Origin of the sequence: Paraburkholderia haematera (assembly GCF_905220975.1) — a bacterium.
GTDB lineage: Bacteria > Pseudomonadota > Gammaproteobacteria > Burkholderiales > Burkholderiaceae > Paraburkholderia > Paraburkholderia haematera.
Genome location: NZ_CAJNBK010000007.1, coordinates 146198 through 169897, shown reverse-complemented (window position 1 = coordinate 169897; position 23700 = coordinate 146198). Strand labels below are relative to the sequence as shown.

Below are 23700 nucleotides of genomic sequence, written 5' to 3'. Positions count from 1 at the left end.
TGGTTAAGCGTGAGTCCATATCTTGCGTTTGCGCGCGCCGCAGCTCAACGGTTCGCACATGTTCCCGATATGGGTACAGACGCCCAGGGATGCTTGCGCGCGCGCGTCGCGAGAAACTTGGGGTCATGCTAGAAACCGCTGAAATCGCCCCTGTACTTGAATCGAATGCCGACCCACGCCGTATAGCCCGCGCGCTCTACTGGCAGGGTTGGCGCGTCACGTCGATCGCGCGCCATCTGGAAATCAAGCGCGCGACAGTCGAAGCGTGGAAACAGCGCGATGAATGGGACAAGGCGACGCCGATTGAACGCATCGAGTCGTCGTTAGAAACGCGGCTTGCGGTGTTGATTGCCAAGCCGGAAAAAGACGGCCGCGACTTCAAGGAAGTCGATTTGCTCATGCGGCAGGTTGAGCGCATGGCGCGTGTCCAAAAGTACGGCGAGACAGGCAGGGAGAGCGATCTAAACCCAGCGATTGAGGCGCGCAACACGGCGCCGCGCAAGGCCAAGGCAGTACGCAACGAATTCAGTGACGAGCAGCGCGACAGGATCGTCGAGGCCTTCCGCGATTCGCTGTTCGACTATCAAAAAGTCTGGTATCGCCAGCGCGATCAGCGCACGCGCAACATCCTGAAATCGCGGCAGATCGGCGCGACGTGGTATTTCGCCCGTGAGGCGCTGGTTGATGCGATCGAGACAGGCCGGAATCAGATTTTTCTATCGGCCAGCAAGGCACAGGCGCATGTGTTCCGGCAGTACATGTGCCAGTTTGCGCGCGAGGCCGCGGACGTTGACTTGACCGGTGAGCCGATCCTGTTGCCCAACGAGGCAATGCTTTACTTTCTCGGCACGAACGCGCGCACCGCGCAGAGCTATCACGGCAACTTCTATTTCGATGAGTATTTCTGGGTCGGCGGCTTTCGCAAGCTGAACAAGGTCGCATCGGGCATGGCGATGCATAGCAAGTGGAGAAAAACCTATTTCTCCACGCCATCGAGCATGCAGCATGAGGCCTATTCCTTCTGGACTGGCGACCATTTCAACCGCGGCCGCGCCAAGGCCGATCATCTGCACCTCGACGTCACACACAAGGCGCTTGCACGCGGCCGGCTTTGCGAGGATCGGCAGTGGCGCCAGATCGTGACGGTCGAAGACGCAGTGGCCGGCGGTTGCAATCTGTTCGATCTTGCCGAGCTGGGGCTCGAGTACAGCCCCGAGGAATATCTCAACCTGTTGATGTGTCACTTCATTGATGACACGGCATCGATTTTCCCGCTCGCCGACTTGCAGCGCTGTATGGTGGATTCGTGGGAGCTTTGGGAAGACTTCAAGCCACTGGCGCCCCGCCCCTTCGCTTACCGGCCTGTATGGGTCGGCTATGACCCTGCCCTGTCCGGAGACTCGGCCGGCTTGATTGTGGTGGCGCCGCCGGCGGTGCCCGGTGGCAAGTTTCGCGTGCTCCACAAGGAGCAATGGCGCGGCATGGACTTCGAAGCCCAGGCCGATGCGATCAGGCGCATCACACAGGATTTCAACGTGGAATACATGGCGATCGATACGACCGGTATCGGCCAGGGCGTGTATCAGCTCGTTCGCCAGTTCTACCCGAACGCGGTCGCGCTCAACTACTCGCCAGAGGTTAAAGGGCGGCTCGTACTCAAAGGCCTGTCGGTGATCGGTAAGGGCCGCCTCGAGTTCGATGCGGGATGGACGGACCTGGCGCAATCCTTCATGGCTATCCGAAAAACCATGACGGCGAGCGGAAAGCATGTGACCTATGAGGCGAGCCGCAGCGAGGAAACCGGTCACGCGGACCTTGCATGGGCTTGCCTTCACGCGCTCGGCAATGAACCGCTAGAGGGCATTACCGCCAACAACACAGGCTTTATGGAGTTTTCAAATTGAGCAAGCGCAGACACAACCACACGCACGCCGCAGCGCCGGCGCCAACTGCAGCACCGCCAGCGCGGGCCGAGGCCTTCACATTCGGCGACCCGATGCCGGTTATGGATCGGGCCGAGATTCTGGATTACGTTGAGAGCTGGTCGGCCGGCGAATGGTTTGAGCCGCCGGTGTCGTTCGCAGGTCTCGCGAAGTCATTTCGCGCCGGCGTGCATCACAGCTCCGCGATTTACTTCAAGCGCAATGTGCTTTCGTCTACTTTCATTCCACACAAGTTGCTCACGCGCGAGGAATTCGACAAGTGGGCGCTTGATTTCCTGGTGTTTGGCAATGGCCCGATCGAGAGGCAAAAGAACCGGCTCGGCGGCACGCTCGCGCTCAAGCGGGCGCCGGCGAAGTACATGCGCCGTGCGACAGATTTGCAGCGCTTCTTTCAGGTCAACGGCATACAGGAAAAGCACGAATTCGAACCTGGCGCGATCTTCAATTTGATGGAACCGGATATCAACCAGGAAGTGTATGGCCTGCCTGAATATCTCGGCGCACTGCACGCGGCATGGTTGAACGAGTCGGCAACGCTGTTTCGCCGGCGCTACTATGAGAACGGATCGCATGCCGGGTTTATCCTGTACATGACAGATGCCGCTCAGAAGCAGGAGGACGTTGACACGTTGCGCGAGGCGTTGAAAAACAGCAAGGGACCGGGCAATTTCCGCAACCTGTTCATGTACGCGCCGAACGGCAAAAAGGAAGGGATTCAGCTAATCCCGGTGTCCGAGGTCACGGCGAAAGACGAGTTTTTCAACATCAAGAATGTGACACGCGACGACCTGCTCGCCGCGCACCGCGTACCGCCGCAGCTTATCGGCGTGGTGCCTAGCAATACAGGCGGGTTTGGGGCCGCAGATACGGCGGCCGAGGTATTCGGTGCGAACGAAATCGAACCGCTACAGCGCCGCTTTACGCAACTCAACGAGTGGATCGGCGATGAGGTCGTACGCTTCAATCCCTACAGCATCAAGCGAGCGGCCGCCGCGGCCTGAGCATCCCGGGGTAACTTCAGCCCAAGTTGGCGCCCCTATGGAATACCGTCATGGGGTGCGCTAAGGCCCTGCACGTCATCCTTGACGACCTGTGCATACTCAGCCACTAGGGCGCGCAGAGCTTCTGCGTGACGGGACGCCGCTTTCACCAGTCCGTGGAACCGATCAGCGTCAGGGTAGGCTCTACCGAACAGAGTAACGACGAACATCCCGGTCTCTATTACGAACTTGGTCGCAGAGAGTGAGGCCGCCCGCGACGTATGAAGAAACTCCATCGTCAACCGCCTGCCTTCCATGGTCGTCTCAAGCCTCATGTTGGAATAGAGCGCTTCCTTATTCGGATGGGCTCCGAAATCAATCGCCGTTTGATGCATCTCTTTCGCCCACTTCGATGCATCCTCGCTGATCATTGAAAGCGCGTCAGAGAGCGCTGAGAATCTAAATTCCTGATCCCACTTCTTCCGTTCGCCCCGCGTCTTGGGTTTGTCGTGCCAGCGCTGACAAGCGTCCGGTTTTCCCGCCAGATACCATCCATACAAAGCCGATTCCACCGCAGCACGCCCGGTTGCATAAGCTGACAAACATTGCCCTGACGAGACAAGACGTGCCGAAGCCAGGAAATGGTTATGGGCAGTCATGAATAGAAAACCAGCCGCAGGGTCATCAACTTCGAAGGCGCCGGAAATAGCGTAAGCCGAGCATTTTGAAAGATCTTCGGCTATCGCGCTCAGAGCATTCCGCCACCCCGGAGCGTGGACGAAACTCGCGAACTCGTTTTTCATCCCGGCCCACTGGAACTCGGACAGCGGGTCATCTCCCCAGCCAGGCGGCACCTGGTAGTCAATCGGATTTGATGCGTTCATCGTCTCAGCAATCCTAGCTTGGAAATGGTTCGCCACCGGGCAGATGCCGGCACACCGTCGCAGAAATCCAGGTCTTAAAGTGGCCTCAGATCGTGATAGTCAGCCTCGCGCGCAATTAGTCGATTCGACCACCACGCGCGGGCAACGTAGAGTTCATTTTGTCGAGCCGTTTTTCTTGCTTTTTGATTTCTAGCCCCAGCCACGTTGGCGCCTCTCTCGACTGAGACCAAAAGCTGTACTCTGGAATATTTAACCAGAAGGCAGTAATAGCGTCGGAAAATTCAACGAACTGCGCTTCACTCACCGTCAAGTCCTCGTGACGGGCGCGGAACCACGGTAGGTCTTCTTCCTTGAAGCGACCGTAGTACTCAGGGAACTTGGACGACAAATCGCGGTGCGCGTTTCCATCGCCGTGCTTGTAGACGTTCACAACCTGTCGGCAGGCATCAAGCTTCCTGAAGAAGTCTTTTTCCACGATTTCCATGCCAAGCCATTCAAGCAGTTCCATTAATCGAGGAAAGCCAAGATCCCAAATAATTGGACCAATTTTCTCTCTATCAAGCCAGTGACTGAATTCCCGGACTGCCTTGTCACGTAAGGCTTTGTCAAACTGGTGAAACATCCCAGCGGTTAGTGCGAGTGTGATCGTGTTCTGCATCTCGGTGAGTGCCATCCAGCGGGACACGCCCTTTTGATATGCATCCTCGTACGCGTCTGCGGGATCGTCTCGATCCGGATCAAAATTCCGTCCGGACGTTTCCAAATGTTCCGCCTCTGCTTCCTGCGCCTCGCGCTCGATATCACTGAACTGCGCCAGTAATCTCTTTCTCGCTTCCGAAACGTAGAACTTGTGCGGTTCAAGTACAACCGGAAGGTCTACCTTTGCAAGATAAAACGTCGTGAAGTTGCGGGCGGTCATCAGTGGAATGGCAATCAGAAAGTTCAGAGTTAGTCGAACGCGCAGTTCATCCTTACGTGAGCATACTCGACACAAAGCCCTGCGCCATATGCTTGCACAGTTCAAAGCTAAATAGCGCCGACAAGAGGGTAAGGGTCGTTCGGCGGTGGCTCGCGGGTGCGTTTTGCGGGCTTGCAACGGGCTTGAATGGGCTCGGGGAAGCCACCAAGGACGGTCCGATGCCGCCGGAAGGCTGCAGAGGCCGAGTCAGCCGCCGTTGCTGCAAGATCGCAGTCCCCCTCCCCGCCTGCCCTCCTCTTGGGTGGCCGGTTGTGATGCATTAGGCCGCCGGCCGGTGTAGTGCCAGCTTGTGCCGGGTTCGGGGGGATTTCGAGGCCGGCCGAGTGATGCAATTTGATGCGTGCAGCAGGAGTTTCCGTCGGTTGCAGCGCTGGCTTCGAATGCGTTTCACCGTGTGTTGCTCATGTTGAGTGTTTTGAGACTAGATGCCGTCGCGCCACAATCATCCGGCCTCTCCGGTATAGCGTGCATGATCCTCTTGGAGTTTGCGTTCGGCCTTGGCAAATTCTTCGCCGATTTCGTATTTGAGTATTTGCACGAGCTTCATCGTGACCACGCCGTCCAACGTGTCGCGGTCGTTAGCGAGAAGAATCGATATCAGCGCAAGACTGACCGCGGTATTTTGTCCAGGCTCCATGAGTCCAGCGTTGCTAGCCCCCGCAAGCAAACCTGGCTCGCCCATCAAACCAAGGCGAAAAAACAGCGCATGCGGTCCAGCGTGAACATTATGACTAGCAAGTTTGTAATGAGACGCTAGCGCAGATCGGCCCGCCGCGGCTTCCAACTCTCCTAGGCCTACGACGCCGCGCGAGTTCTTTTGCACAAAACCAAATGCCCAGCCGTACGGCGTCCGGAACTCTTTCCCGAATTTCGCTATGGCGCGATCATAGGCTTCGTCGATTTCTCGGCATTCGTCGGGGTCTAACGGCGCGTAACCCAATTGTTCATAGCAGAGCAAAAATTGATCCTTTCCAGCTTTCGCTTCGATCGCTCTGTGCGCCACGTAACGTTCCGCTAGCGGCTCGCCGTGTTCGACCAAAAGGACGGTGACGACGCTAATCTCGTGAAGTGTTCGCCACCGTGCCATAGCTCCATCGGCAAAGCCGTTTTCCATCAGGGTGATGATCTCCCGAGTAACTTGACATGCCCTTACGTGCAAACGATGTAGCACGTCGCGCGACTGCGAACGGTCGGGAGATTCCGTCTTGGCCGCTTCTGAAGCCTGTTCTATGGATATTGTCAGGAGCATTCGCAACTTTCCTAGTGCTTTGCCCCAGCGTTTTTCCAGGCGCCGTCGGAAACCTTTTTCGTCGCGAATCTGAAGGGAATATTCCTCTTTCCAGTTTTTCTTTAACGTCTTGAGAAGGGATTTGGCAATATCACCTGATACCTCCTCGATCATCGTGGGAATGTTTTCGAGGAAGCGAGCACAGGTCTCTTCAACATTGGCGACGTCCTCGTCTGAGAATGACAGAGTAACGTTCTTTGTACCCATGCTTTCGGTTTGCTCCCCGTCGTCCCACGTAAACGGTTCTGTATTTCCGCTGAACGAATGTTCGACAAGTTGATCCACAAGCGTCTCGCTTGGATCGACGCCGGCCGCGAGAAGCTTCTCTTTAATGGAATTGCTCATTATGAGACGGGGAATCTCTTTGAGCTGCTTCTCGAGCAATGGCTGGATGATGTGCATCGAAGGTGCCTTTTCCTAACTGTAATCGAGGAGTCGCAACCGTCGCGGACACTCCGGGTTTCCGCAGTGCACGTACTCTGGTAGATTGTTTTCAGCGCGTCGCATATTGGGTTAGATTTGGGCGAGCACGGAAATCATCGAGGCACTTTCGCACCGGCAGCGCCGTATTACGCCGCGCTGCACGGGAGTCAAATCCAGTTGACTTTTTTCGTTTTGGGTGGCGAGCTAATTAGGTTCGCGAATGCATCTTGGCCTGACATCAACGACAGCAAACCGTTAAGTGGTATGGCCGCTTTCTTGTTGTTAAGCCATTCGCGCATCCCGATGTTGCAGATGTCGCCTTCGTAATGCGTTATGCCAGCTGGATAGAGTAGATTTCCACCAACTGGCATCAGGAAGTTTTTTACCCGCTTTTCTTGCTTCTGATAAACAGTGGTCGCTACCTGAACCGGACTCCGTCCGCCTTTGTTGCCCTGATGGCACAAATTCGACGCATCATTGACGACGTTCCCCATCCAAACTACGTCATTTACCCCGGAACCGTTGTAACCAGATTTCAACATTAACGCGCGACCGTACGAAACTCCGATGCCGCAACTGATTGCGGCATATCCCTTTTTTTCGAGACGGTAGTTGAGATGGGCAATCAGCGAATTCAGCGATCCCGCGGCCAGCAAGGCTGCCCCCACGTCCTCATTCAGAGGCGTATCGAAGATTCCGCTCACGCAGTCTCCGGCGATAAAGATTTCCTTGCACTGCCGAAATGTATTCAGCAACGCCACGCACTCACTAATGTACGCGCGGTAAATCTTCCCTAGCACCGGGGTGGTGTGCAACGCGGGTAGCTTGGAACTTCCTCGAATGTCAATGAATACTGCAGTGCAGTTGACGTAGAAACCGTTCCTGTAAGTAAGGCGCGCACGATCGGGAATGTAGTCCAGTTCTTCATAAGAGCCAGCCGGAGCGTCAAGAATCTCCTGGAGCCGATCATCGCTGTCGTCGGACGTATAGTTGCGCCAGTTGCTTTCCATTCTCACCCCGCTGCTTTAATGAGTACTGCTCCGACGGTGAAGATAAGCGCCCCGAGCCAGCAGGTCGAAGCGTGCGTAACCCGAGTGTTCTTGATCATGGCCACGTGACTGATAGCGTGATGTTGTTCGAGCGCTTCGCGTGCCAAATCACGATCGCTCATGGCAAATACATCAACAACAAACCGTTTGCCGTCAGGCTCGGCATATTTGCTCGCAACGTAGGCAAAGAAAGTGACTGCCCCGACTGACGGACTAACGTCGAGCTTGATTCGCGGAAATACGACGGTTGCAGCCAGCAGAAGTGACGCCAAAGCGAGGGCCGCAGCAACATACGCGGGTACTCTTACCCAGTGCAAAGGGCAATCCGTAAGCTTCGCGCTCGAAAAAACAAACCCGAGCAATGCCCCATTGATGGCGACCAAAAAGCCCGCCTTAGCATCAAGGGTCGTAACCCATTTTCTGGAAACTTCCGCCATCGCTTGGAAGGTCTTTACCTGCTCTGCGTCGTTCATCGGATCTGCTCACCCCTACCATATGTAGAGCATCCTACTCCCTTTGTTCCATATTTAGTTGGGACCAACCGAAAACGCATCGTGCCAACCAGTTAGGGACGGTGCGCACAGGTCTGTAGGCGATCCAGTACCTCCAACCATTGGACCGTGCTACCTTCCCGCATGCATCATGGGGCGCGAACGACTTGATTCTGAATTTTGGCGGCTACCCAACCCACAACCAGCTATTTAAACAGGATGACGTAGATGAGTATTCAGATAACCGACGTCGCTTCAGTCTCCAAAAAGCTCGAAAGCCTCGGTCTTGGTAAAGTCAATGGACTATCGCTGCTGCCAGATAATTTGGACGATGCGAAATCGGTTGACCAATTGCTCCAGCAGACCGAAGCAGATACTGTTCGAACGCTGCTCCGTATCAACAAAATACCTTACACCGAATTATTTGATGATGAACATCAACCGCCTTACATCCAAAACTACAGCTACGAGTGGTTTGGACCGACCCTTTTGTTCTCTGCAAGTCTTTTAACACAAGACCCCAATCTCACTACAGTAATTCTTGGCCTACTGACCAACTATCTCTCGGACCTTTTTAAAGGCGGCAGTCAGGGGAAGGTATCTTTAAATATTGTTATTGAATCCGCAGACGGATCTTACAAGAAAATTGCCTATGAAGGGTCACCGGAAAATTTAAATTCGGTCGTCGCGGTTGTAGAGAGGCTTAAATAATGACATTAACTTTGCAGTCCATAATTGACAAATTCAATGTAGCAATTACCGAGAGTGAGGCCTATCTTTCGCCTGCAAGGATGACTGTTAAACAACGAGAACGCTGCGACGCCTTGGAAGATCTACTGCACGAGGCGACGTCGTTCAAGCATCAGGCGATCACCCACGGTAGCGAGTCCGATGCAAACTTGTTTCTTGGCTTCGAGTGTGCGATTGGAGCGATATTGTGCGAACTGCGAATGTGGATTTTTTTGAAAAAAGACGACCCAAATAAAGCGTGGGAGCAATTGGTTGCGGCGCAAATGGGGATCGCTGACGCAGCTCGATCACACATTGGATTTGGTAACTTGAACGCGAAAATGAAGCGACTTGAAGAAATTGAGTCGATAATTTTTCCTCCGCAAACGTTCTTGAGCGCCGGATTTACATCTGGATATCTCGAATGCTCAATCTGCGGGCAGAATTACTCTAAATGCGATCACCTTCGAAACAAACCATACATGGGTCGGTTGTGTGAAGTCATTCACCGAAAAATAAGGGCGAATCATCTCGCGACCGTTAAAAACCCTGCAGACAAGCGGTGTCGAATTGTTGCAACCAAGACGGCATTAGGGTTCAAGGACAAGTTGTCATTTAAAATCACTCCGTACAAAAAAGGCGAGAAATATACAGATGACGGTACGCTTGAAGCCCAATCTATATTGATGTCGACAAATCGATTCCCTTATTTAGACTCAAATGCAAAGGTTCTAAACAAACGCCAAGACCATAAGCGCAGACCGCGCTAACATCGAATTACAGCGCACGATCGTGGCCGGCGAAGGCAGTGACGTAGGCCTCGATGTGCGGCCGCGACGAACCTGCATGCCGTATCTCTCAGGATCGGCTTATTGCGTCAGTCACGGAGCTAATGGACTTCGTGTGCTGCGCAATCTCTCTGCGAACGGCTGCCGCTTTCGCTTGGGAGCATCCGAGGTGCTTCCGAATCTCTATTACCGTGCCGCGCAGCGTTCCGTCATGGATCGCGGTCAGGACGTTGGTCACGTCAGCCACCTTCTCAGAAGCCCGTGAGCTGGATGTCTTCTCCGGTCCGGTCGCATCGTTACCGACTGGCGCGACGGCATTACTCGCCGGCGTTACCGGCGTGACTGGCAGTCCATGACTAACTTCCTGCTCGGGCGTGACTACCGCAAAGGGCCGGTCGGAAAACCTGAGCGCCAGCAACCAGCAGAAGCAGGCAATGCCCTCAAGCACGACGGCGAACGCCATACCGACTATCAGATCGACCCGGCTGGTGGATACGCCGAACGCGGTCAACAACCCTGCAACCGGATCAGCTTTCGCCGTCGTGCGCGCTGCGTCCGCACGCTCGAGCGTCAATTCGCGACGCGTCACTTCGGCCGACTCGGCGTCGAGTGCGACGAGTTGCGCATTAAGAGTTGCGCGTTCCATACGAACCGCTGCGCATTGGCCGCCGCATCGACGCTCGGTCACGCGGGCCAGTCGGGCAACGGCGCCGGCGCGGTCACTCGCGATCTCTGCCAGATTACGACTAGGAGCTGAGATTACCGGGACGGCCGCCGCGCGGACCTCGCCGGCATGTTTCTGAGCCATGACGAAAAACACCGCGTGGCCGTAACAGGTTGCCGTCATGCAGGCACTCCAAAGCACTAGGCCGAGCACCCGAATCCGCCAATCATGCGGGCGGCACAATGCAGGGAGCAAATGAGCGGCGACGACCAGCACGACGCCCACGCAAACCAGGAGCACACGCTCCGTAAGTAACCCGCCCCGCTGCCATCCGGCGACTATCGATAAACAGGTTGACGTTATGGTGGCCGCGAGCGCGAGCGCGAGTAGTGCTGGTGGTGCTCTCATTGGCATAGACATTCCGTTTCGCTCCCCTTGGAGCTGGTTAAAGATCAAACTGCAATTCAGTGTTGCTTCGCCGTTGCCGCTTAGGTATAGGCAGTTCAGGCGGGAACATTTCGAGCTTCGTGCGGTACGTGTGACCGCACGTCACGTCATCGCACTGAAAGTCAATTTCCCAATCCGTCGCCGACTTCTTTTCCATCGCGCGCGCAATGCCGCGAGCGTCGCAATGCGGGCAAGCGATTGTGAATCTCACGGCCGTTTCTCCCGATTCATCGTTGTGCGCGCGTTGACCGCGCCGCGCAGCGTCGGCGACGGCCGCACTTCGAGCGACACGCCTTCGCGCGGCCTGGACGACGCCGACAGTGAGAACAGGATTTCAAAGCCCGCCGGGGTGCGATAGCCGCAGTCCTCGCAAACGAAGTACATGCGCCGCAGCGTTGTAGAAAGACCTTCGGTATGGCGTGCGTCAATTTCGCCGCCGCAGCACGGGCAATCGATCTTCATTTGTGTCATGGGAATTCCTCGCTCTACAGATTCCATTGACCCCATTTCGCGCCGTCCCCTTCCCCACCGACGCTGATTTCGTTGCTGCGATCCATCTGCGCAATCGGATCGGCCACCCCTGGCCGAACGCTGCGCGTACAGTTATTGACACAAGTCCGAGTGCTCGCGGCTTCGCCGCTGCGCTCAACCTTCCGCCACTCGTAGCGAGTAGCCGGAACAAAAATCTCTGTTTCTTTCGAGTACGCACACATACCGTCCACGATGTAGGCAATACCCGTTGCCGCCACGCCGTGCGGTACTTTGACCGGCGCAATTCCGTAGCGACCTTCCCTGTGCTGCGTGGTGCGCTTCACGTAAATGAGGCGTTCTTCGCCGGCAACGCCGCCCATGGCGCGCGCGTATTGCGCCCAATCCGCTTTATGGGTATCGGTCTTCTGTGCCGCATGCCATGCCGCCACGATTGCGGGGGATTCTTCGGCGGTCGGCAGGTCTTCAGCCTTCACACGCCGCAGCTCACGCCACACGCCAACAGGCGCACCGCCGAACTGCTGGAACTGGCGAATGCCCCACAGCGCGGCCCAAGCTTCCACGCGTTGCGATGGTGTAATTTCGTCTTCGCCCCACATATCCGCTTGGACGATATAGCCCTCTTGCGTCTTGTGGTCGCCGACTGCATGGCCGTCGATGTTCTTGGCGATGTACTTCGCGATGTAGCCAACTGCCGAGCCTTTGGCGCTGTCGATTCGCTCAAACTTCACACGCCGTTCCTGTGCCCCTGCCTCGTTGCCCGAATCGCGCAGGCCGTGGGCGCGCATCACCGCGCAAACGCGGTCTACATCGTTCGAGAAAATCAGGCCGTGCCAATGCGGGGTAGCGTCGTGGTGCGGCTCTGCCACGCGCATGCCGAAATAGGTCACGCCCTCGCGCTTGAGCTGCGCACGAATCCGCGCCCACACCTTTCGCAAATACACCTGCCCATCGCGGGCCGAGGCGCCGCTGTATTTTTTGTTCGGAATGAACCGGATGCCGTTGCCCAATTGCCGGATGGCATGAAAACGGCTCGGGCAAGTAAGCGTGAACATCACGCCTTCAAAGTGGGCCGCGACTGCGAGATCTTCACAACCGCGTAGGCGCGTCATCAGCTCGCCGCGCTTAAGTGCCTTGTTGGAAATGCTCTTTGCTGCCAGCTCGGCGAGCGTGAAACGGTGGCCGAGTTCGTTTTCTAGCGTGACAGCTTCGAGCGTGGCCGCGTTGCGTCGGTTCTGCGCAATGCGCCGGCGCACGGCTTCATCGCTCGCGTACGGCTCTGCCTTGTAGTGAACGTAATGCAGGCGGATATTCGAATGTTCCAGCGACCGGATATGCAGGCGCCTTAGTTGCCGCCGCCACCACAGTTCGCACTTCACACGTAGCACCTGTTGCGCCGGTTCATCGAATGCCGGCATTGGCACACCATATGCGGCGCATGTGCGGGCCGCGACTACGAGCGCCTGATTGGCGTCGAGTCCGAGCGCACGAAGAACAAAATCGTTGGCGAGCGTGCGCGCCTTCATGCAGATTTCGTAATCGGATGCATCGGGGCGCACTGGCATGGAATCAGGCGCGTGTTCGCCCACAAACGCGGCCATGGTGCGCGCGGCGGCATTCATGTCGAAAAGATTCGGCGCACCGCTCTTGCGAGCGCTCTCTCGACCGGCGCCCTCGGCCGTGCGATATGCTCGGCGATACCATTTATATGGGAGGCGCTTACGTGCCTTCTGCACATCGGGCAGCTTCGGCAGTTCAGTCGCAACGGCGTTGGCGTAGATCCACATCGCTTACTTGCCGCGCGCTCAGGCAGGTTTGCCGTTCAGCCACGCCACCCGGCGGGCCGCTTCTTGTGGTGAACCGTGATCGGATTCCGGCCGCCACTCGCCGGACGGGTCATAGAAACCCACGGTGTAATTGACACGGGTAAATCCGTCGTCGCCTTGGACTCGCTCTGATTCGATATAGACGTACATTCCCTGTTCCCTCGCCTATCAGCTACAAACGTAGGGCCGCGCCGAGGCGGCCTCCTGGTCTTGCGTCTCCCCATGCACACCACACCACGCGAGGATTGCAACGACCGAAATCAGCCAGATTGCCCACAACGGCATTGGCTTATCGAGGTTCCGTTTCTTCATGAAATTTCCTACCGAATGACCCGGCGGCGCCGTGCCAGTTTGTTTAGGAGGGGCCGCAATTCATCCAACGCACGGGCCGCAGCCCTGTCCGCATGCGCGGTACGCGGCGGGGCGTAAACGACGAACGGGGGTACCAGCACCCCCGCCCCGACCCCAAACGCCGCGAGGTCTTCAATCAACTCTCCACGGCTGGGTCTTTTCTCATTGGGAGCGATTTCGGGATTCACTCGCGCCCTTGTGTCTCATGCAGCGCGGCGCCAAGCGCCTCGTCACGCGTCAGTAGGTATGACGAGCTGAGCGGCGCGGTTTCCTCGTACCAGTGGATCTGACGTCGCCCTACCATGAAATAACCGCCGCGCGCGTGCCGTTCAAAATACGGACCACACTCAACGACACCCGGCGCCACCGTTCGCGGCTGCGCCTGTTCAATATCAACGTCCGTCATGCGACACCCACGGCAGTCAGGTACGTGCGCGCTTGTTGGCGTGCTTGCATCACAAACATGCTTGCGCAGCGCGCCCGGTAGCGTGCGCGCTGCGCCTCATTGTGTGCATTCAACTCGCGGCGAATCGCATCGGATTCGTCGCCCATCACGTTAGTAGTCCGATTCATAGACAACATTAAATCTCCACTTCGGTACTGGTTCTCTGTAGTTATCAAGGCGTGGCGTTCGCGTCTATCCGCCACGCTTTAATGAGGCTGACAATTGGAGCCGGCAATTCACCGGCTCAGTCCGCCCCTGCCAGACCGCCCGTCGCACTCGAAGTCCGCTTGCGAAGAATTTTCTGCATTGAGTCCATAAGCGCACGCCATGCAGCGTCTACAACCTGTCGCTTAAGCGCGGCCGGTCTGTAACCAGAATGTGTGACTTGTAACGAAATGTGCTGCATTTGACTTCCCCTTGTTCAACCCCTTGAACGATGTACGGCGTAAAACTCGCCCGGCGGCTGGGTAGCTATTCCAGCACCGGCGGGGTTGGGAACCGGTTGCCGGGCGACAGGCGCAAGCATAATGCAAGACTCTTGCAGCATGCAAGTACCTTGCAATTGCAAGTTTCTTGCATATTGCACTAGCAAGGTACTTGCAGTACCTTTGCTTCGGGTTGAAATTAAAGGGGTTTTTCCATGAAGAGCTGCGATCACTACCTTGATCTAGCGAAGATCAAGCGGGACCTTCCGTCCGACTACGCGCTTGCGAAGTTGCTTGGCGTGAGCCCTTCTGGCATCACGAACTACCGCAAGGGCCGTAGCCATTTTGATGACGCGATGGCGATCAAACTTGCCCATCTGTGCGAAATCGATCCGGCAGAGATTCTTTTTGCGATGCAAATCGAGCGCGCGAAAAGTGATGAGGCACGCGCTGTTTGGTCTGGTCTCCTGGAAAAATTTTCCAAGGGTTTTCGGTGGCTGGCGCTACCCTCTAACGCTTGTGGGGCTTGGGTCCCGCAGGTGTAACGCCAGCTTTAGTTAGAGAACTTCTTTATATTATGTCAATTAAAGGACGCGAACCGCTGCGAACCGGCCAAGCCGCGGGCCAACATGAATTGGCGGCACATGTAGTACACATCATCCCCGATGGCGAACGGCAACAGCGGCACTGGCGTTGTTCTGAACTCAGACGGAACAGCACGTTGACTGTCGATGCTCCCGGACCGGACCGGACCGGACCGGACCGGCCCGGCGCCGCCGCGCTTCACGCAACGGTCGAGCCGCCGGATGCTCATTAAATTTTGTTAATGAACGCGCAGCGGGACACCCGCGACCACCGCGTCCCGTGCTTCCGATCGCGCCATGCCCTGCTCGAAAACGCGTTCTTTGCCATCGGCGCGTCGCCCGGCATGGGCTTATGTGATGCTCTGTTCGAACTACCGGTTCGTTTCCTTGCCGGTGCAACGCGAGGCGAGAATTCGGTCAGCCCACACGGCGATGAAAACGGTGAATTCTGACTTCGTCCCAAAGTCCCAGCGCGAAGAACGGATCGTTACGATTGAACGCCTCGACTTCCTCGCGTGTTTGCGCTTCCACCAGAAAGAAGCTGCCGATCTTTTTCTCACCAGCGTCGTCCACCAGCGGACCGGAGGTGACAAGAACGATCGGCCTGGTCTCCAGATAGGCACGATGCTTCGGCGTATTGGCATCGCGAAGCCCATGCGCACCAAGCTTATCGGTGCAGTAAACGATCCAGTTCATGTTTTGCAGTTCCCTATCGAGGCCAAACTGGCCAAAGAAGGGATTCAGTATCGTCCATTGCTGCATAACCGGATGTGCTGCACGTCCTGTGGTTTACCGAATGATCCGATTTTTCCTGGTCTTGCCTGAACCAGTGCTGCCCGCGGACTCGAGGCGAGCCAATCTGCGCCTTGCCCGTGCCAATTCAGACAAGAACCGCACAAATACCACGACGTCCCGATGTGCCCGGTTCGAGCAGGCCAAGGCCTTCATTAACGCCCATTTGAAAGACACGGACCTGAGCTTGGCAAAGGTCGCTGCGGGTTGGGGGCCGATGACTTTGCCCGCCCGCGTTCATTCCGGTACGCCGCGTCCGCTTCGCCCACCGATACCGGATGCAACACCCGCAGCACGCTAGTGTGCCGGGCAGATTCACTCTCCAAAAATGGCTACCTGAAAATTGACAAAACTGGCTATTTAATAAGGCCAGTTAGCGTCCTAATCTTCACTCGCCGGCCCACTGAGTGAGGCCAACCCATCAAGGAGTGAATCATGGAACAACGCCTCGACTTCTACAAAGCCAACCCCGCCGCCATCAAGGCGCTGGTCGGCGTCGAAGAACGCATCGGCAAATCGGCCCTCGAAAAATCGCTGACTGAACTGGTCCGTCTGCGCGCGTCGCAGATCAACGGCTGCGCGTTCTGCGTCGATATGCACACCACCGACGCCCGCAAAGGCGGCGAATCCGAGCGGCGCCTGGCGACCGTCGTGGTTTGGCGTGAAACGCCCTTCTTCACCGACCGTGAACGCGCCGCCCTCGAATGGACCGAAGCGCTCACGCTGGTGTCGCAAGAACATGTACCCGACCCTGTGTGGCAAGCCGTACGCCCGCATTTCAGCGACGAGGAACTGGTCGACCTGACACTGCTGATCTCCGCCATCAACGCGTGGAACCGCTTCGCGATCGCGTTTCGCAAGTTGCCAGCCTGAGCATACCGCTGGCGCGGCGAACGGGGCCGCTCCGGCGAAGCCGGAGCCGGCCTCACTTTTAAAACAGAACAACGATGCTATGGCGTTGAGCCAGGAGTAGTCGCATGAATATTCGTACGCTTATCGCGACGGCAGCGCTCGCCGGTCTTGCCGTCGCGGGAATCTCCGAAACCGTATTCGCCGCCGATGCAGCCGCTACACAGGAAACGATTACGCCGGCGTTTACCGAGGCAATCGCCAACGTTCCGGGCAAAACGATGACGGCGCTTGTCGTCGACTATGCGCCCGGAGGCAAGTCGCTACCGCATCGGCATGGACAGGCCTTTGTGGTCGGCTATGTTCTCTCAGGTGCGATCCGCAGCCGTGTCAACGACGGCGAAGTGCGCGTCTTTCATGCGGGCGAACACTGGACCGAAAAGCCCGGCGCGCATCATACGGTCAGCGAAAACGCGAGCGATACGCAACCCGCGAAGCTGCTAGCTATTTTTGTGGCGGACACGAAGGATAAAAATCTGGTCACGTTCGACAAGCAGTGAGTGCGTCGTGTGAGAGGCAGACGCCTCTCGCGCACATCCCGCCGCGCCGCCCTCACCGGCTGGCGCGTTTTTTTAGAACTTCGGATGACATTCGAAACTCACTGACGATGCGTGCTCGGTCATCATCTGCACGCCGCTCACCGTTTCAGTCGTGACACTGATCTGCATGCCACGACGCTCGCAGAACTCACGCGCCTCGCTTACTGCCTGTTCATGCGCGCGGGCCCAGGCCATCCGACCGCCAGTCGCGCTCGCCGCAACCGTGTAAGTGCCGGGTTTGTCAGTGGCGACCACGTCGGTCGCCGATGCGCATCCCGCCAGGCTGGCGCACGCGGCCAGCGCCGCGACAAGCGCGCGAGCCCGCCTCGACAGTGCGCTTCCGGGCCGCAGCGCGAGCGCTGCCCGCTCCTGATCGAGCCTGTGATCTGAGACAGGGTTGAACATATTCGCCTACATTTTTAACCGTTTTGTCAATCCCGAAATTATGCGCAATCAGGCGTGCCAGATCAGCCTCGTCACCTGAAAACACTGTTGCATACGCCTTAACAATCGACGGCAGGCCATGCCGGGAAGGGACTTCGCAAGTCGTTGGCGCGATGGGCGAACAGCGTCATTCCGCCGGGCTAGCCAAGGTTTTCATGGTCTCTCCATCTCATGCAGTTTCTGCACTCTTCTCATAAAAACAATGCACTGGCTTTATCCCGTCAGTTGGCTTGAAATTAGCACGGTCATGCCATTTTGACCGTGACCGGTCGGGGCCGATGAATCCAGACCGCACTCGCCCTTGCAGCAAGGCTGTGCAATCAAGTCCGTAACAGGCGGATATAAAAAGAGGAGACATGCATGCGTTTTATCAATCATGGCGTTTGCGGAGCCACGCTGATTCTTGCCGCCGGTGGCGCCGCGGCCGCCGAGTCGAGTGTGACCTTGTACGGCGTTGTCGATGCGAACATCCAGTATCTGGACAACGGCGGCGTCCACTCGTATGCCGAAAAGAGCGGCGGCTCGACCGGTTCCCTGTTCGGCCTGAAGGGCACGGAAGACCTGGGTGGCGGCCTGTCGGCGCAGTTCAACGTCGAATCGGGCTTTAACGTGAACAACGGCGGGCTGTTCGCCGACACCTCGGCGCTCTTCTATCGTCAGGCATGGGTCGGCCTGAGCGACGCGAAATACGGTACGTTGACCATGGGGCGTCAGTACGAGCCGAGCTTCCGGGTCATCTATCCGTCCGATCCGTTTCGCGCGAACGAAGTGTTGTCGCCGTTTTCGGCCAACGTCCTCGCGGTCGATCGGAATACGCTCTCGACGCAATACGATTCCGGGCGGGCCAGCAATTCGGTCATGTATCAATCCCCGGATCTGAACGGCCTGAAGTTTTACGGCATGTATGCGTTCACCGCCACGGTGAGCCAGCCCGTGCCGGCCACCACCGGCAACATGCTGAACGTGGCGGCCACTTACTCGGGCTACGGTTTCTACGCGGGTCTTGCGTACGTGAACCAGCATCCGGGACAAGTCACCATCGCCGGCCTCCCTACTTCGCTGAGCCTGCTGGGCACCGAGCATTTCATCGGCGCCCTCGCCTACCGGATCGGCATCGTGAACCTCCAGTTCAACTACTCATTCAATCGCGCGGAGGACCCGGCGCACGGGTCATTGGCCGCCCACCTGGGGACCGGTCATTCGCTGAGCATTGCGGAGCTGGGCGCGACGATCCAGGCAACCCCGGCCGACACGGTCACGATTGCGGGCGTTCAACGCAGCGTGCGTGGCGCGCATGACAGTACGTCGAGCATTGAACTGGGGGCTGACCATGCGCTATCCAAACGGACGAGTCTGTACATGCGGGCGGGTTACATGAAGAACAACGGCACCGCCACGGTGAGCTGGCCGGGCGTGACCGTGACGGCACCCGGAACCAAGCAGATTCTTGCGACGGTGGGTATGACGCATCGGTTCTAAGGCGAACCGCGGCAGGGGGCGGCTCGGGGCCGGCGGCTTTGGCGCCGGCCCTTCTCCGTCAGGGCGAAGTGCTGACGCTCGCCGACGCGCCCACGAGCGGGCGTGCCGTGCCCTCGCCTGTGTCCGGCGGCGCGTTGTCGTCCGGCGTGGGTGTCGGCGCGAGAGCCGGCTCGCCGCTTCCATGCGTTTCACCGTCGACTGACCCGTTCGCCGTCCCGCTTGCCACTCCGCTTGCCACCCCGCTCGCTGGCACAGGCGCTTGAAGAAGCGGCGGCTGTGCCGGGAGCGGCTTCGGCTCGATATCCGTGGCGGACGCAAACGCTGACGCAGATTCCGAAGCCGATGCAGTAACGGCAGGCGCGTGTCGCGCCGGATTGCGCGTGACAACCGGCGCCTCCGTCTTCGCGGGCGGCGCCGCAAACAGATGCTGGAACCACTCGCGCAACCTGCCCGACCGTTCCTCAAACCAGCCCGGTGTCTGGTCAGTCGCGAATCTGATGCGGCTGTCGACCAGCTTCGAGCGTTGCGCGCGCTGGAAAAAGTCGCCGACGATCGGCAAGGCGCTGTGCGCCCCCTGTCCCCAGTAGTCGCTGCGCAAGGTCACCCGGCTGTCGTTGAAGCCGACCCACGCCCCGGCCACGAGCTGCGGCTGGATCAGGATGAACCAGCCGTCGGCGTTACCCTGCGTGGTACCCGTCTTGCCCGCGACATCGCCGCGAACGCCGAAGCGGCTGCGAATGCTCGAACCCGTGCCCCGGCTCACCACGTCGCGCATCACGTCGACGAGCGTGCGGGCGGCGGCGGCCGGCAGTTCCTGCTTGGGCGCCACCGGCGCGAACTCGGCCAGCACCTCGCCATTGCGGTCTTCGATACGCGTGACCATCACCGGCTCCACGTAACCGCCGAGGTTGGCGATCGTGCCGTAGGCCGAAACCATTTCCTTCAGCGTCACCGGGCTCGTGCCCAGCGCGAGCGAGGGCACCGGGTCGAGTTCGCTGTCGCGCACGCCCATGGCGCGCGCCAGTCTCGCGACCTTGTTCGGACCGACCGTTTCCATCAACTGGGCAGTGATCCGGTTGCGGGAATACGCGAGGCCGTCGCGCAGGCTGATGGCGCGCTCGCTCGGTTCGTCCTCGTCGCTCGGACGCCAGACTTCGCCGCCGGCCAGCGGAATCTCGACGGGCTTGTCGATAAACGTATCGGAGGGTTTGGCGCCGTCTTCGAAGGCCGCGGCGTAGACGAACGGCTTGAAGGTCGAGCCCGGCTGACGCCGCGCCTGCTGGACGTGGTCGAACGGGTCCTGGCTGAAGTCGCGGCTACCGACCCATGCCTTGATCTGGCCGTTGCGCGGGTCCATCGCGAGAAAGTCCGCCTGCACCCGGGTTTTGGATTCGCACACCGCCTGGACCAGGTTGCGGTCGGACGAGACGCGCTTGAGCGCCTCGTCGTCCGTGAGGCCCGCGTCTTTCGCGGCGCGATAGTCGGGCGTTTCGCGCAGGAAAGTCTGCAACAGGTCGCGGCCACCCGCACAACCCGCACGCGTGCCCCACGCCGAGTTTGCAATGCCCTGCAACTGGTTGCCCTGCAAGGTCACGGCCTGGGTGGCCATGGCCTGCAAGCGTGAATCGATAGTGGTGCGTACGACCAGGCCGTCGGAATACAGGTTGTAGTCGTTACGATCGGCCCATGCTGCGAGCCACTTGCGCAGTTGCTGTGCGAAGTGAGGCGCGGGTCCGGGCGGCTCGGTTTGCCGCTCGAAATCGATACGCAAGGGACGGCGCGCGAGCGTTGTGTAGGCCGCGGGCGTGAGCTTGCCGTATTTGACCATTTGCGCGAGAACCGTGTTACGGCGCTGCAGGGCGCGTTCCGGATTGAGCACCGGGTTGTAGTAGCTATTGCCTTTGAGCATGCCGGTCAGCGTTGCGCTTTCCAGCACGTTCAGGTCGCCGGCCGATTTATCGAAATAGGTTCGTGCCGCCATCTCGATGCCATAGGCGTTGTAGAGGAACGGCACCGTGTTGAGGTAGGTTTCGAGGATCTCGTCTTTGGTGTAGAGCGCCTCGATCTTGAAGGCGGTAATCGCCTCCTTGATCTTGCGGGTCAGCGTGGGCGCGCGGCCGATTTCGTCCGGATAAAGATTGCGGGCGAGTTGCTGGGTGATGGTCGAGCCACCCTGACGGTCGCCGGAAAACGTATGCAGCGCGGCCGATGCCGTGCGGCGCCAGTCGAGCCCGAAATGCTGATAGAAGCGATGGTCTTCCGTGGCGATGAGCGCGTTCACCACGTTTGGCGAGATGTCCTTGAGTTTCACCCACTCGCGGTTCGAGGGCTTGAATTCGGCAAGCAGTTTGCCGTCTGCCGAGAGGATTTGGGCCGGCTGCTCGATTTTCGCCTTGCGGATGTCGCCGATGCTGGGCGTGAATGGGATCAGGGCCAGGACATACACGACGAAGAGCGCCGGGATCGCGGCGCAAGCCCATGCCATGCCGCGCAGCGTGGGATGGCGCAGGTGCCATAGGGCCCGGGCAATGGGCTGGTTTGCCTGGGTTAGTCCTTTTTCAAGGATCTGCAGGAATTGGGGGATCAGGCGCTTCACTCGGGGTTACCGTTCTGCTTGACAAAGGCAGCATCGTAGCAGGGGCCTGCTCGGCGGTTTGTTTGGGGGGTGGTTTTTTATGGTTTTGGCCTTTCCTTGATTTGTTAGTGGTCTATTAGCGTTGCCCCTGTGCGGGGCGGCACTCACTTCTCTTTGCCGCCGCAAAGAGAAGTAAGCAAGAGAAAGCGGCTCACACCGCTAATTCTTAAGCGGGTCCCCCGCGCAGCCACGGTAGTGGTGCATCTGGAATCCGTGTTCTCGCGCATTCGGCGTCAGTGACAAGGCAGTCATACTTCCGGCGACGCTGCGCGCGCCGACGCGTATTTCCTGGAACCGTCTGTTCGGTTTCGCGCGCGAGTTTCACCCGCCGCAGCGATTCGCAGGCGTATCCCCTTCTCCGCTGCGCCAGCGCTTCATTCGAAGTGCGAATTCAGTCCTGCATTCGACGCCGCGGCTTGCCGCCGCGCGGAGCTCTGGGCGGGACATTCTGAATCACCTATATTTTCTGTGCTTCGCCGAGGCGAAGCCGACGGCCCCCACCGCGCACGCCCGAAACCCCTGGTTTCCCATGCATACCCATCCGCGACGTACGCAGTGCGGAGTGGGAGCTGATGAGCCCTTAGTCACTAACGTGGAGTGTGCGGGGGCACGGATTCCAGATGCGCCACTACCTCCTCCAAGCCAGGGGACCCGCTTATGAGCTGGCGGTGTGAGCCGCTTTCTCTTGCTTACTTCTCTTTGCGGCGGCAAAGAGAAGTGAGTGCCGCCCCGCACAGGGGCAACGCTAATAGACCACTAACAAAACAAGGAAACCACAAAGAAAACAAGAAAAGACCAACCCCAAAAGGCAACCAGACAAAAAAACCCCGCCGAGCAGGCCCAAACTATAATGTCGGCAATTCCGACAAGAGGTGCTTCATGATCATCAAACCGCGCGTGCGTGGCTTCATCTGTGTATCGACCCATCCGACCGGCTGCGAAGCCAACGTCAAAGAACAGATCGAATACGTCAAGGCACGCGGCCCCATTGCCAATGGCCCGAAGAAGGTGCTCGTGATCGGCGCATCCACAGGTTACGGCCTCGCCGCCCGCATCAGCGCCGCCTTCGGTTCGGACGCGGCCACCCTCGGCGTGTTCTTCGAGCGCGCCGGCAGCGAAACCAAAGCCGGCACGGCAGGCTGGTACAACACCGCCGCCTTCGAGAAATTCGCCGCGGAAAAAGGCCTGTACGCCACGAGCATCAATGGCGACGCCTTCTCCGATGAAGTCAAACAACGCACCATCGAAGTCATCAAGCGCGATCTTGGTCAGGTCGACCTGGTCGTCTACAGTCTTGCCGCCCCCAAACGCACGCATCCGAAAACCGGCGAAGTGTTCAGCTCGACCCTGAAGCCGATCGGCAAGGCCGTCACCCTGCGCGGCATCGACACCGACAAGGAAGTCGTCAAGGAAACCGTCCTCGAACCCGCCACGCAAGAAGAAATCGACAACACCGTCGCAGTCATGGGCGGCGAAGACTGGCAGATGTGGATCGACGCCCTGCTCGAAGCCGGCGTGCTCGCGGACGGCGCGAAGACGACCGCGTTCACCTATCTCGGCGAAAAAATCACGCACGACATCTACTGGAACGGCTCGATCGGCGCGGCCAAGAAAGACCTCGACCAGAAGGTGATCGGCATCCGCGAAAAACTCGCTGCCAAGGGCGGCGATGCACGCGTCTCGGTGCTCAAGGCGGTCGTCACGCAAGCAAGCTCCGCGATCCCGATGATGCCGCTGTACCTGTCGCTGCTCTTCAAGGTCATGAAGGAAAAAGGCACGCACGAAGGCTGTATCGAGCAGGTCTACGGGCTTTACAAAGACAGCATGTACGGCGCAACGCCGCACATCGATGAAGAAGGCCGTCTGCGCGCCGATTACAAGGAACTCGATCCCGACGTGCAAGCACGCGTCCAGGCGCTCTGGACTCAGGTGACCAACGACAATATCTACGAACTCACCGACTTCAGCGGCTACAAGACCGATTTCCTGCGTCTCTTCGGATTCGAGATCGCCGGCGTGGACTATGACGCCGACGTCAATCCGGATGTGCAGATTCCCGGGCTCGTCCAGATGTAAGTCTTCGCGGGGCCCTCGCGGCCCCGTAAGCCGCCTGATTC

At 58.3% G+C, this 23700-nt stretch carries 25 protein-coding genes; 9 read left to right on the top strand and 16 right to left on the bottom strand.

All coding sequences use genetic code 11. The features are described from left to right. The first annotated feature begins 125 nt into the window (after window positions 1-125). Together KHO23_RS15500 and KHO23_RS15495 are read left to right on the top strand one after the other, a co-directional pair. On the top strand, window positions 126-1904 hold the full coding sequence (locus KHO23_RS15500; RefSeq protein WP_211612091.1) for a terminase ATPase subunit family protein: 1779 nt from the start codon (window positions 126-128) through the stop codon (window positions 1902-1904). Then, window positions 1901-2944, top strand: a complete 1044-nt coding sequence (locus KHO23_RS15495; RefSeq protein WP_211612090.1) for a phage portal protein — start codon at window positions 1901-1903, stop codon at window positions 2942-2944. Before KHO23_RS15500 ends, KHO23_RS15495 begins: the two co-directional genes overlap by 4 nt. Window positions 2945-2979: 35 nt before the next feature. On the opposite strand, the gene KHO23_RS15490 is transcribed toward KHO23_RS15495, so the two are convergent. The 5 genes from KHO23_RS15490 to KHO23_RS15470 form a co-directional block, all read right to left on the bottom strand. After that, entirely contained in the window at window positions 2980-3807 is an 828-nt protein-coding gene (locus KHO23_RS15490; protein ID WP_211612089.1) for a hypothetical protein, read from the bottom strand. Between the two features lie 115 nt (window positions 3808-3922). Further along, window positions 3923-4726 carry a hypothetical protein gene (locus KHO23_RS15485; RefSeq protein WP_211612088.1) on the bottom strand — a complete coding sequence of 268 codons (804 nt, stop codon included), beginning with the start codon at window positions 4724-4726 and terminating at the stop codon, window positions 3923-3925. A gap of 502 nt (window positions 4727-5228) precedes the next feature. Continuing rightward, on the bottom strand, window positions 5229-6476 hold the full coding sequence (locus KHO23_RS15480) for a DUF5677 domain-containing protein (RefSeq protein ID WP_211612087.1): 1248 nt from the start codon (window positions 6474-6476) through the stop codon (window positions 5229-5231). A gap of 188 nt (window positions 6477-6664) precedes the next feature. After that, window positions 6665-7507, bottom strand: a complete 843-nt coding sequence (locus KHO23_RS15475; RefSeq protein WP_211612086.1) for an adenylate/guanylate cyclase domain-containing protein — start codon at window positions 7505-7507, stop codon at window positions 6665-6667. Between the two features lie 2 nt (window positions 7508-7509). Beyond that, entirely contained in the window at window positions 7510-8019 is a 510-nt protein-coding gene (locus tag KHO23_RS15470) for a Pycsar system effector family protein (RefSeq protein WP_211612085.1), read from the bottom strand. A 246-nt stretch (window positions 8020-8265) separates the two neighbouring features. On the opposite strand from KHO23_RS15470, the gene KHO23_RS15465 reads away from it, so the two are divergent. After that, on the top strand, window positions 8266-8748 hold the full coding sequence (locus KHO23_RS15465; RefSeq protein WP_211612084.1) for a hypothetical protein: 483 nt from the start codon (window positions 8266-8268) through the stop codon (window positions 8746-8748). Continuing rightward, window positions 8748-9536, top strand: coding sequence for a hypothetical protein (locus KHO23_RS15460; protein WP_211612083.1), 789 nt, complete (start codon window positions 8748-8750; stop codon window positions 9534-9536). Before KHO23_RS15465 ends, KHO23_RS15460 begins: the two co-directional genes overlap by 1 nt. 88 nt (window positions 9537-9624) lie before the next feature. Here KHO23_RS15460 and KHO23_RS15455 read toward each other — a convergent pair whose 3' ends face one another. The 8 genes from KHO23_RS15455 to KHO23_RS15420 form a co-directional block, all read right to left on the bottom strand. Next, on the bottom strand, window positions 9625-10401 hold the full coding sequence (locus KHO23_RS15455; protein ID WP_236066865.1) for a hypothetical protein: 777 nt from the start codon (window positions 10399-10401) through the stop codon (window positions 9625-9627). A gap of 262 nt (window positions 10402-10663) precedes the next feature. Further along, window positions 10664-10876, bottom strand: coding sequence for an ogr/Delta-like zinc finger family protein (locus tag KHO23_RS15450; RefSeq protein ID WP_211612082.1), 213 nt, complete (start codon window positions 10874-10876; stop codon window positions 10664-10666). Continuing rightward, complete coding sequence (locus tag KHO23_RS15445; protein ID WP_211612081.1) at window positions 10873-11136, bottom strand: ogr/Delta-like zinc finger family protein; 264 nt, start codon at window positions 11134-11136, stop codon at window positions 10873-10875. Before KHO23_RS15445 ends, KHO23_RS15450 begins: the two co-directional genes overlap by 4 nt. Window positions 11137-11150: 14 nt before the next feature. Next, entirely contained in the window at window positions 11151-12941 is a 1791-nt protein-coding gene (locus KHO23_RS15440; protein ID WP_211612080.1) for a replication endonuclease, read from the bottom strand. 18 nt (window positions 12942-12959) lie between these two features. Then, on the bottom strand, window positions 12960-13130 hold the full coding sequence (locus KHO23_RS15435; protein WP_211612079.1) for a hypothetical protein: 171 nt from the start codon (window positions 13128-13130) through the stop codon (window positions 12960-12962). A gap of 18 nt (window positions 13131-13148) precedes the next feature. After that, entirely contained in the window at window positions 13149-13292 is a 144-nt protein-coding gene (locus tag KHO23_RS15430) for a hypothetical protein (RefSeq protein WP_211612078.1), read from the bottom strand. A 223-nt stretch (window positions 13293-13515) separates the two neighbouring features. Further along, complete coding sequence (locus KHO23_RS15425; RefSeq protein WP_200652653.1) at window positions 13516-13737, bottom strand: hypothetical protein; 222 nt, start codon at window positions 13735-13737, stop codon at window positions 13516-13518. Beyond that, window positions 13734-13904 carry a hypothetical protein gene (locus KHO23_RS15420; RefSeq protein WP_236066862.1) on the bottom strand — a complete coding sequence of 57 codons (171 nt, stop codon included), beginning with the start codon at window positions 13902-13904 and terminating at the stop codon, window positions 13734-13736. The genes KHO23_RS15425 and KHO23_RS15420 overlap by 4 nt, the downstream gene beginning before the upstream one ends. Before the next feature lie 512 nt (window positions 13905-14416). On the opposite strand from KHO23_RS15420, the gene KHO23_RS15415 reads away from it, so the two are divergent. After that, window positions 14417-14746, top strand: coding sequence for a helix-turn-helix domain-containing protein (locus tag KHO23_RS15415; protein ID WP_211612076.1), 330 nt, complete (start codon window positions 14417-14419; stop codon window positions 14744-14746). 456 nt (window positions 14747-15202) lie between these two features. Here KHO23_RS15415 and KHO23_RS15410 read toward each other — a convergent pair whose 3' ends face one another. After that, on the bottom strand, window positions 15203-15547 hold the full coding sequence (locus KHO23_RS15410) for a YciI family protein (RefSeq protein WP_236066861.1): 345 nt from the start codon (window positions 15545-15547) through the stop codon (window positions 15203-15205). A gap of 465 nt (window positions 15548-16012) precedes the next feature. Between KHO23_RS15410 and KHO23_RS15405 the strand changes: the two genes are divergently transcribed. Together KHO23_RS15405 and KHO23_RS15400 are read left to right on the top strand one after the other, a co-directional pair. Further along, window positions 16013-16450 carry a carboxymuconolactone decarboxylase family protein gene (locus tag KHO23_RS15405; RefSeq protein ID WP_211612075.1) on the top strand — a complete coding sequence of 146 codons (438 nt, stop codon included), beginning with the start codon at window positions 16013-16015 and terminating at the stop codon, window positions 16448-16450. A gap of 104 nt (window positions 16451-16554) precedes the next feature. Continuing rightward, complete coding sequence (locus KHO23_RS15400) at window positions 16555-16986, top strand: cupin domain-containing protein (RefSeq protein ID WP_211612074.1); 432 nt, start codon at window positions 16555-16557, stop codon at window positions 16984-16986. 72 nt (window positions 16987-17058) lie between these two features. Here KHO23_RS15400 and KHO23_RS15395 read toward each other — a convergent pair whose 3' ends face one another. Further along, window positions 17059-17430 (bottom strand): hypothetical protein, encoded by a 372-nt coding sequence (locus tag KHO23_RS15395; RefSeq protein ID WP_236066860.1) that lies wholly within the window; start codon window positions 17428-17430, stop codon window positions 17059-17061. Window positions 17431-17829: 399 nt separating this feature from the next. Between KHO23_RS15395 and KHO23_RS15390 the strand changes: the two genes are divergently transcribed. Beyond that, a complete protein-coding gene (locus tag KHO23_RS15390) occupies window positions 17830-18948 on the top strand; it encodes a porin (RefSeq protein ID WP_211612073.1) in 1119 nt (372 codons plus the stop codon). A gap of 58 nt (window positions 18949-19006) precedes the next feature. Here KHO23_RS15390 and KHO23_RS15385 read toward each other — a convergent pair whose 3' ends face one another. Further along, the gene (locus KHO23_RS15385; protein ID WP_211612072.1) at window positions 19007-21544 is read right to left on the bottom strand and encodes a penicillin-binding protein 1A; all 2538 of its coding nucleotides are present in this window, start codon (window positions 21542-21544) and stop codon (window positions 19007-19009) included. A 918-nt stretch (window positions 21545-22462) separates the two neighbouring features. Here KHO23_RS15385 and fabV point away from each other — a divergent pair. Continuing rightward, a complete protein-coding gene (gene fabV, locus KHO23_RS15380; RefSeq protein WP_211612071.1) occupies window positions 22463-23659 on the top strand; it encodes an enoyl-ACP reductase FabV in 1197 nt (398 codons plus the stop codon). The last annotated feature ends 41 nt before the right edge of the window (window positions 23660-23700 follow it).

Excerpts from the sequence above, each read along its gene's own strand:
- KHO23_RS15475 (WP_211612086.1), bottom strand. The coding sequence starts at position 7,507 with ATGGAAAGCAACTGGCGCAACTATACGTCCGACGACAGCGATGATCGG.
- KHO23_RS15405 (WP_211612075.1), top strand. The coding sequence starts at position 16,013 with ATGGAACAACGCCTCGACTTCTACAAAGCCAACCCCGCCGCCATCAAG.
- KHO23_RS15440 (WP_211612080.1), bottom strand. The coding sequence starts at position 12,941 with ATGTGGATCTACGCCAACGCCGTTGCGACTGAACTGCCGAAGCTGCCC.
- KHO23_RS15465 (WP_211612084.1), top strand. The coding sequence starts at position 8,266 with ATGAGTATTCAGATAACCGACGTCGCTTCAGTCTCCAAAAAGCTCGAA.
- KHO23_RS15470 (WP_211612085.1), bottom strand. The coding sequence starts at position 8,019 with ATGAACGACGCAGAGCAGGTAAAGACCTTCCAAGCGATGGCGGAAGTT.
- KHO23_RS15445 (WP_211612081.1), bottom strand. The coding sequence starts at position 11,136 with ATGACACAAATGAAGATCGATTGCCCGTGCTGCGGCGGCGAAATTGAC.
- KHO23_RS15430 (WP_211612078.1), bottom strand. The coding sequence starts at position 13,292 with ATGAAGAAACGGAACCTCGATAAGCCAATGCCGTTGTGGGCAATCTGG.
- KHO23_RS15435 (WP_211612079.1), bottom strand. The coding sequence starts at position 13,130 with ATGTACGTCTATATCGAATCAGAGCGAGTCCAAGGCGACGACGGATTT.
- KHO23_RS15480 (WP_211612087.1), bottom strand. The coding sequence starts at position 6,476 with ATGCACATCATCCAGCCATTGCTCGAGAAGCAGCTCAAAGAGATTCCC.
- KHO23_RS15500 (WP_211612091.1), top strand. The coding sequence starts at position 126 with ATGCTAGAAACCGCTGAAATCGCCCCTGTACTTGAATCGAATGCCGAC.
- fabV (WP_211612071.1), top strand. The coding sequence starts at position 22,463 with ATGATCATCAAACCGCGCGTGCGTGGCTTCATCTGTGTATCGACCCAT.
- KHO23_RS15490 (WP_211612089.1), bottom strand. The coding sequence starts at position 3,807 with ATGAACGCATCAAATCCGATTGACTACCAGGTGCCGCCTGGCTGGGGA.
- KHO23_RS15420 (WP_236066862.1), bottom strand. The coding sequence starts at position 13,904 with ATGAATCGGACTACTAACGTGATGGGCGACGAATCCGATGCGATTCGC.
- KHO23_RS15395 (WP_236066860.1), bottom strand. The coding sequence starts at position 17,430 with ATGTTCAACCCTGTCTCAGATCACAGGCTCGATCAGGAGCGGGCAGCG.
- KHO23_RS15460 (WP_211612083.1), top strand. The coding sequence starts at position 8,748 with ATGACATTAACTTTGCAGTCCATAATTGACAAATTCAATGTAGCAATT.
- KHO23_RS15485 (WP_211612088.1), bottom strand. The coding sequence starts at position 4,726 with ATGACCGCCCGCAACTTCACGACGTTTTATCTTGCAAAGGTAGACCTT.
- KHO23_RS15390 (WP_211612073.1), top strand. The coding sequence starts at position 17,830 with ATGCGTTTTATCAATCATGGCGTTTGCGGAGCCACGCTGATTCTTGCC.
- KHO23_RS15455 (WP_236066865.1), bottom strand. The coding sequence starts at position 10,401 with ATGACGGCAACCTGTTACGGCCACGCGGTGTTTTTCGTCATGGCTCAG.
- KHO23_RS15400 (WP_211612074.1), top strand. The coding sequence starts at position 16,555 with ATGAATATTCGTACGCTTATCGCGACGGCAGCGCTCGCCGGTCTTGCC.
- KHO23_RS15425 (WP_200652653.1), bottom strand. The coding sequence starts at position 13,737 with ATGACGGACGTTGATATTGAACAGGCGCAGCCGCGAACGGTGGCGCCG.
- KHO23_RS15415 (WP_211612076.1), top strand. The coding sequence starts at position 14,417 with ATGAAGAGCTGCGATCACTACCTTGATCTAGCGAAGATCAAGCGGGAC.
- KHO23_RS15410 (WP_236066861.1), bottom strand. The coding sequence starts at position 15,547 with ATGCAGCAATGGACGATACTGAATCCCTTCTTTGGCCAGTTTGGCCTC.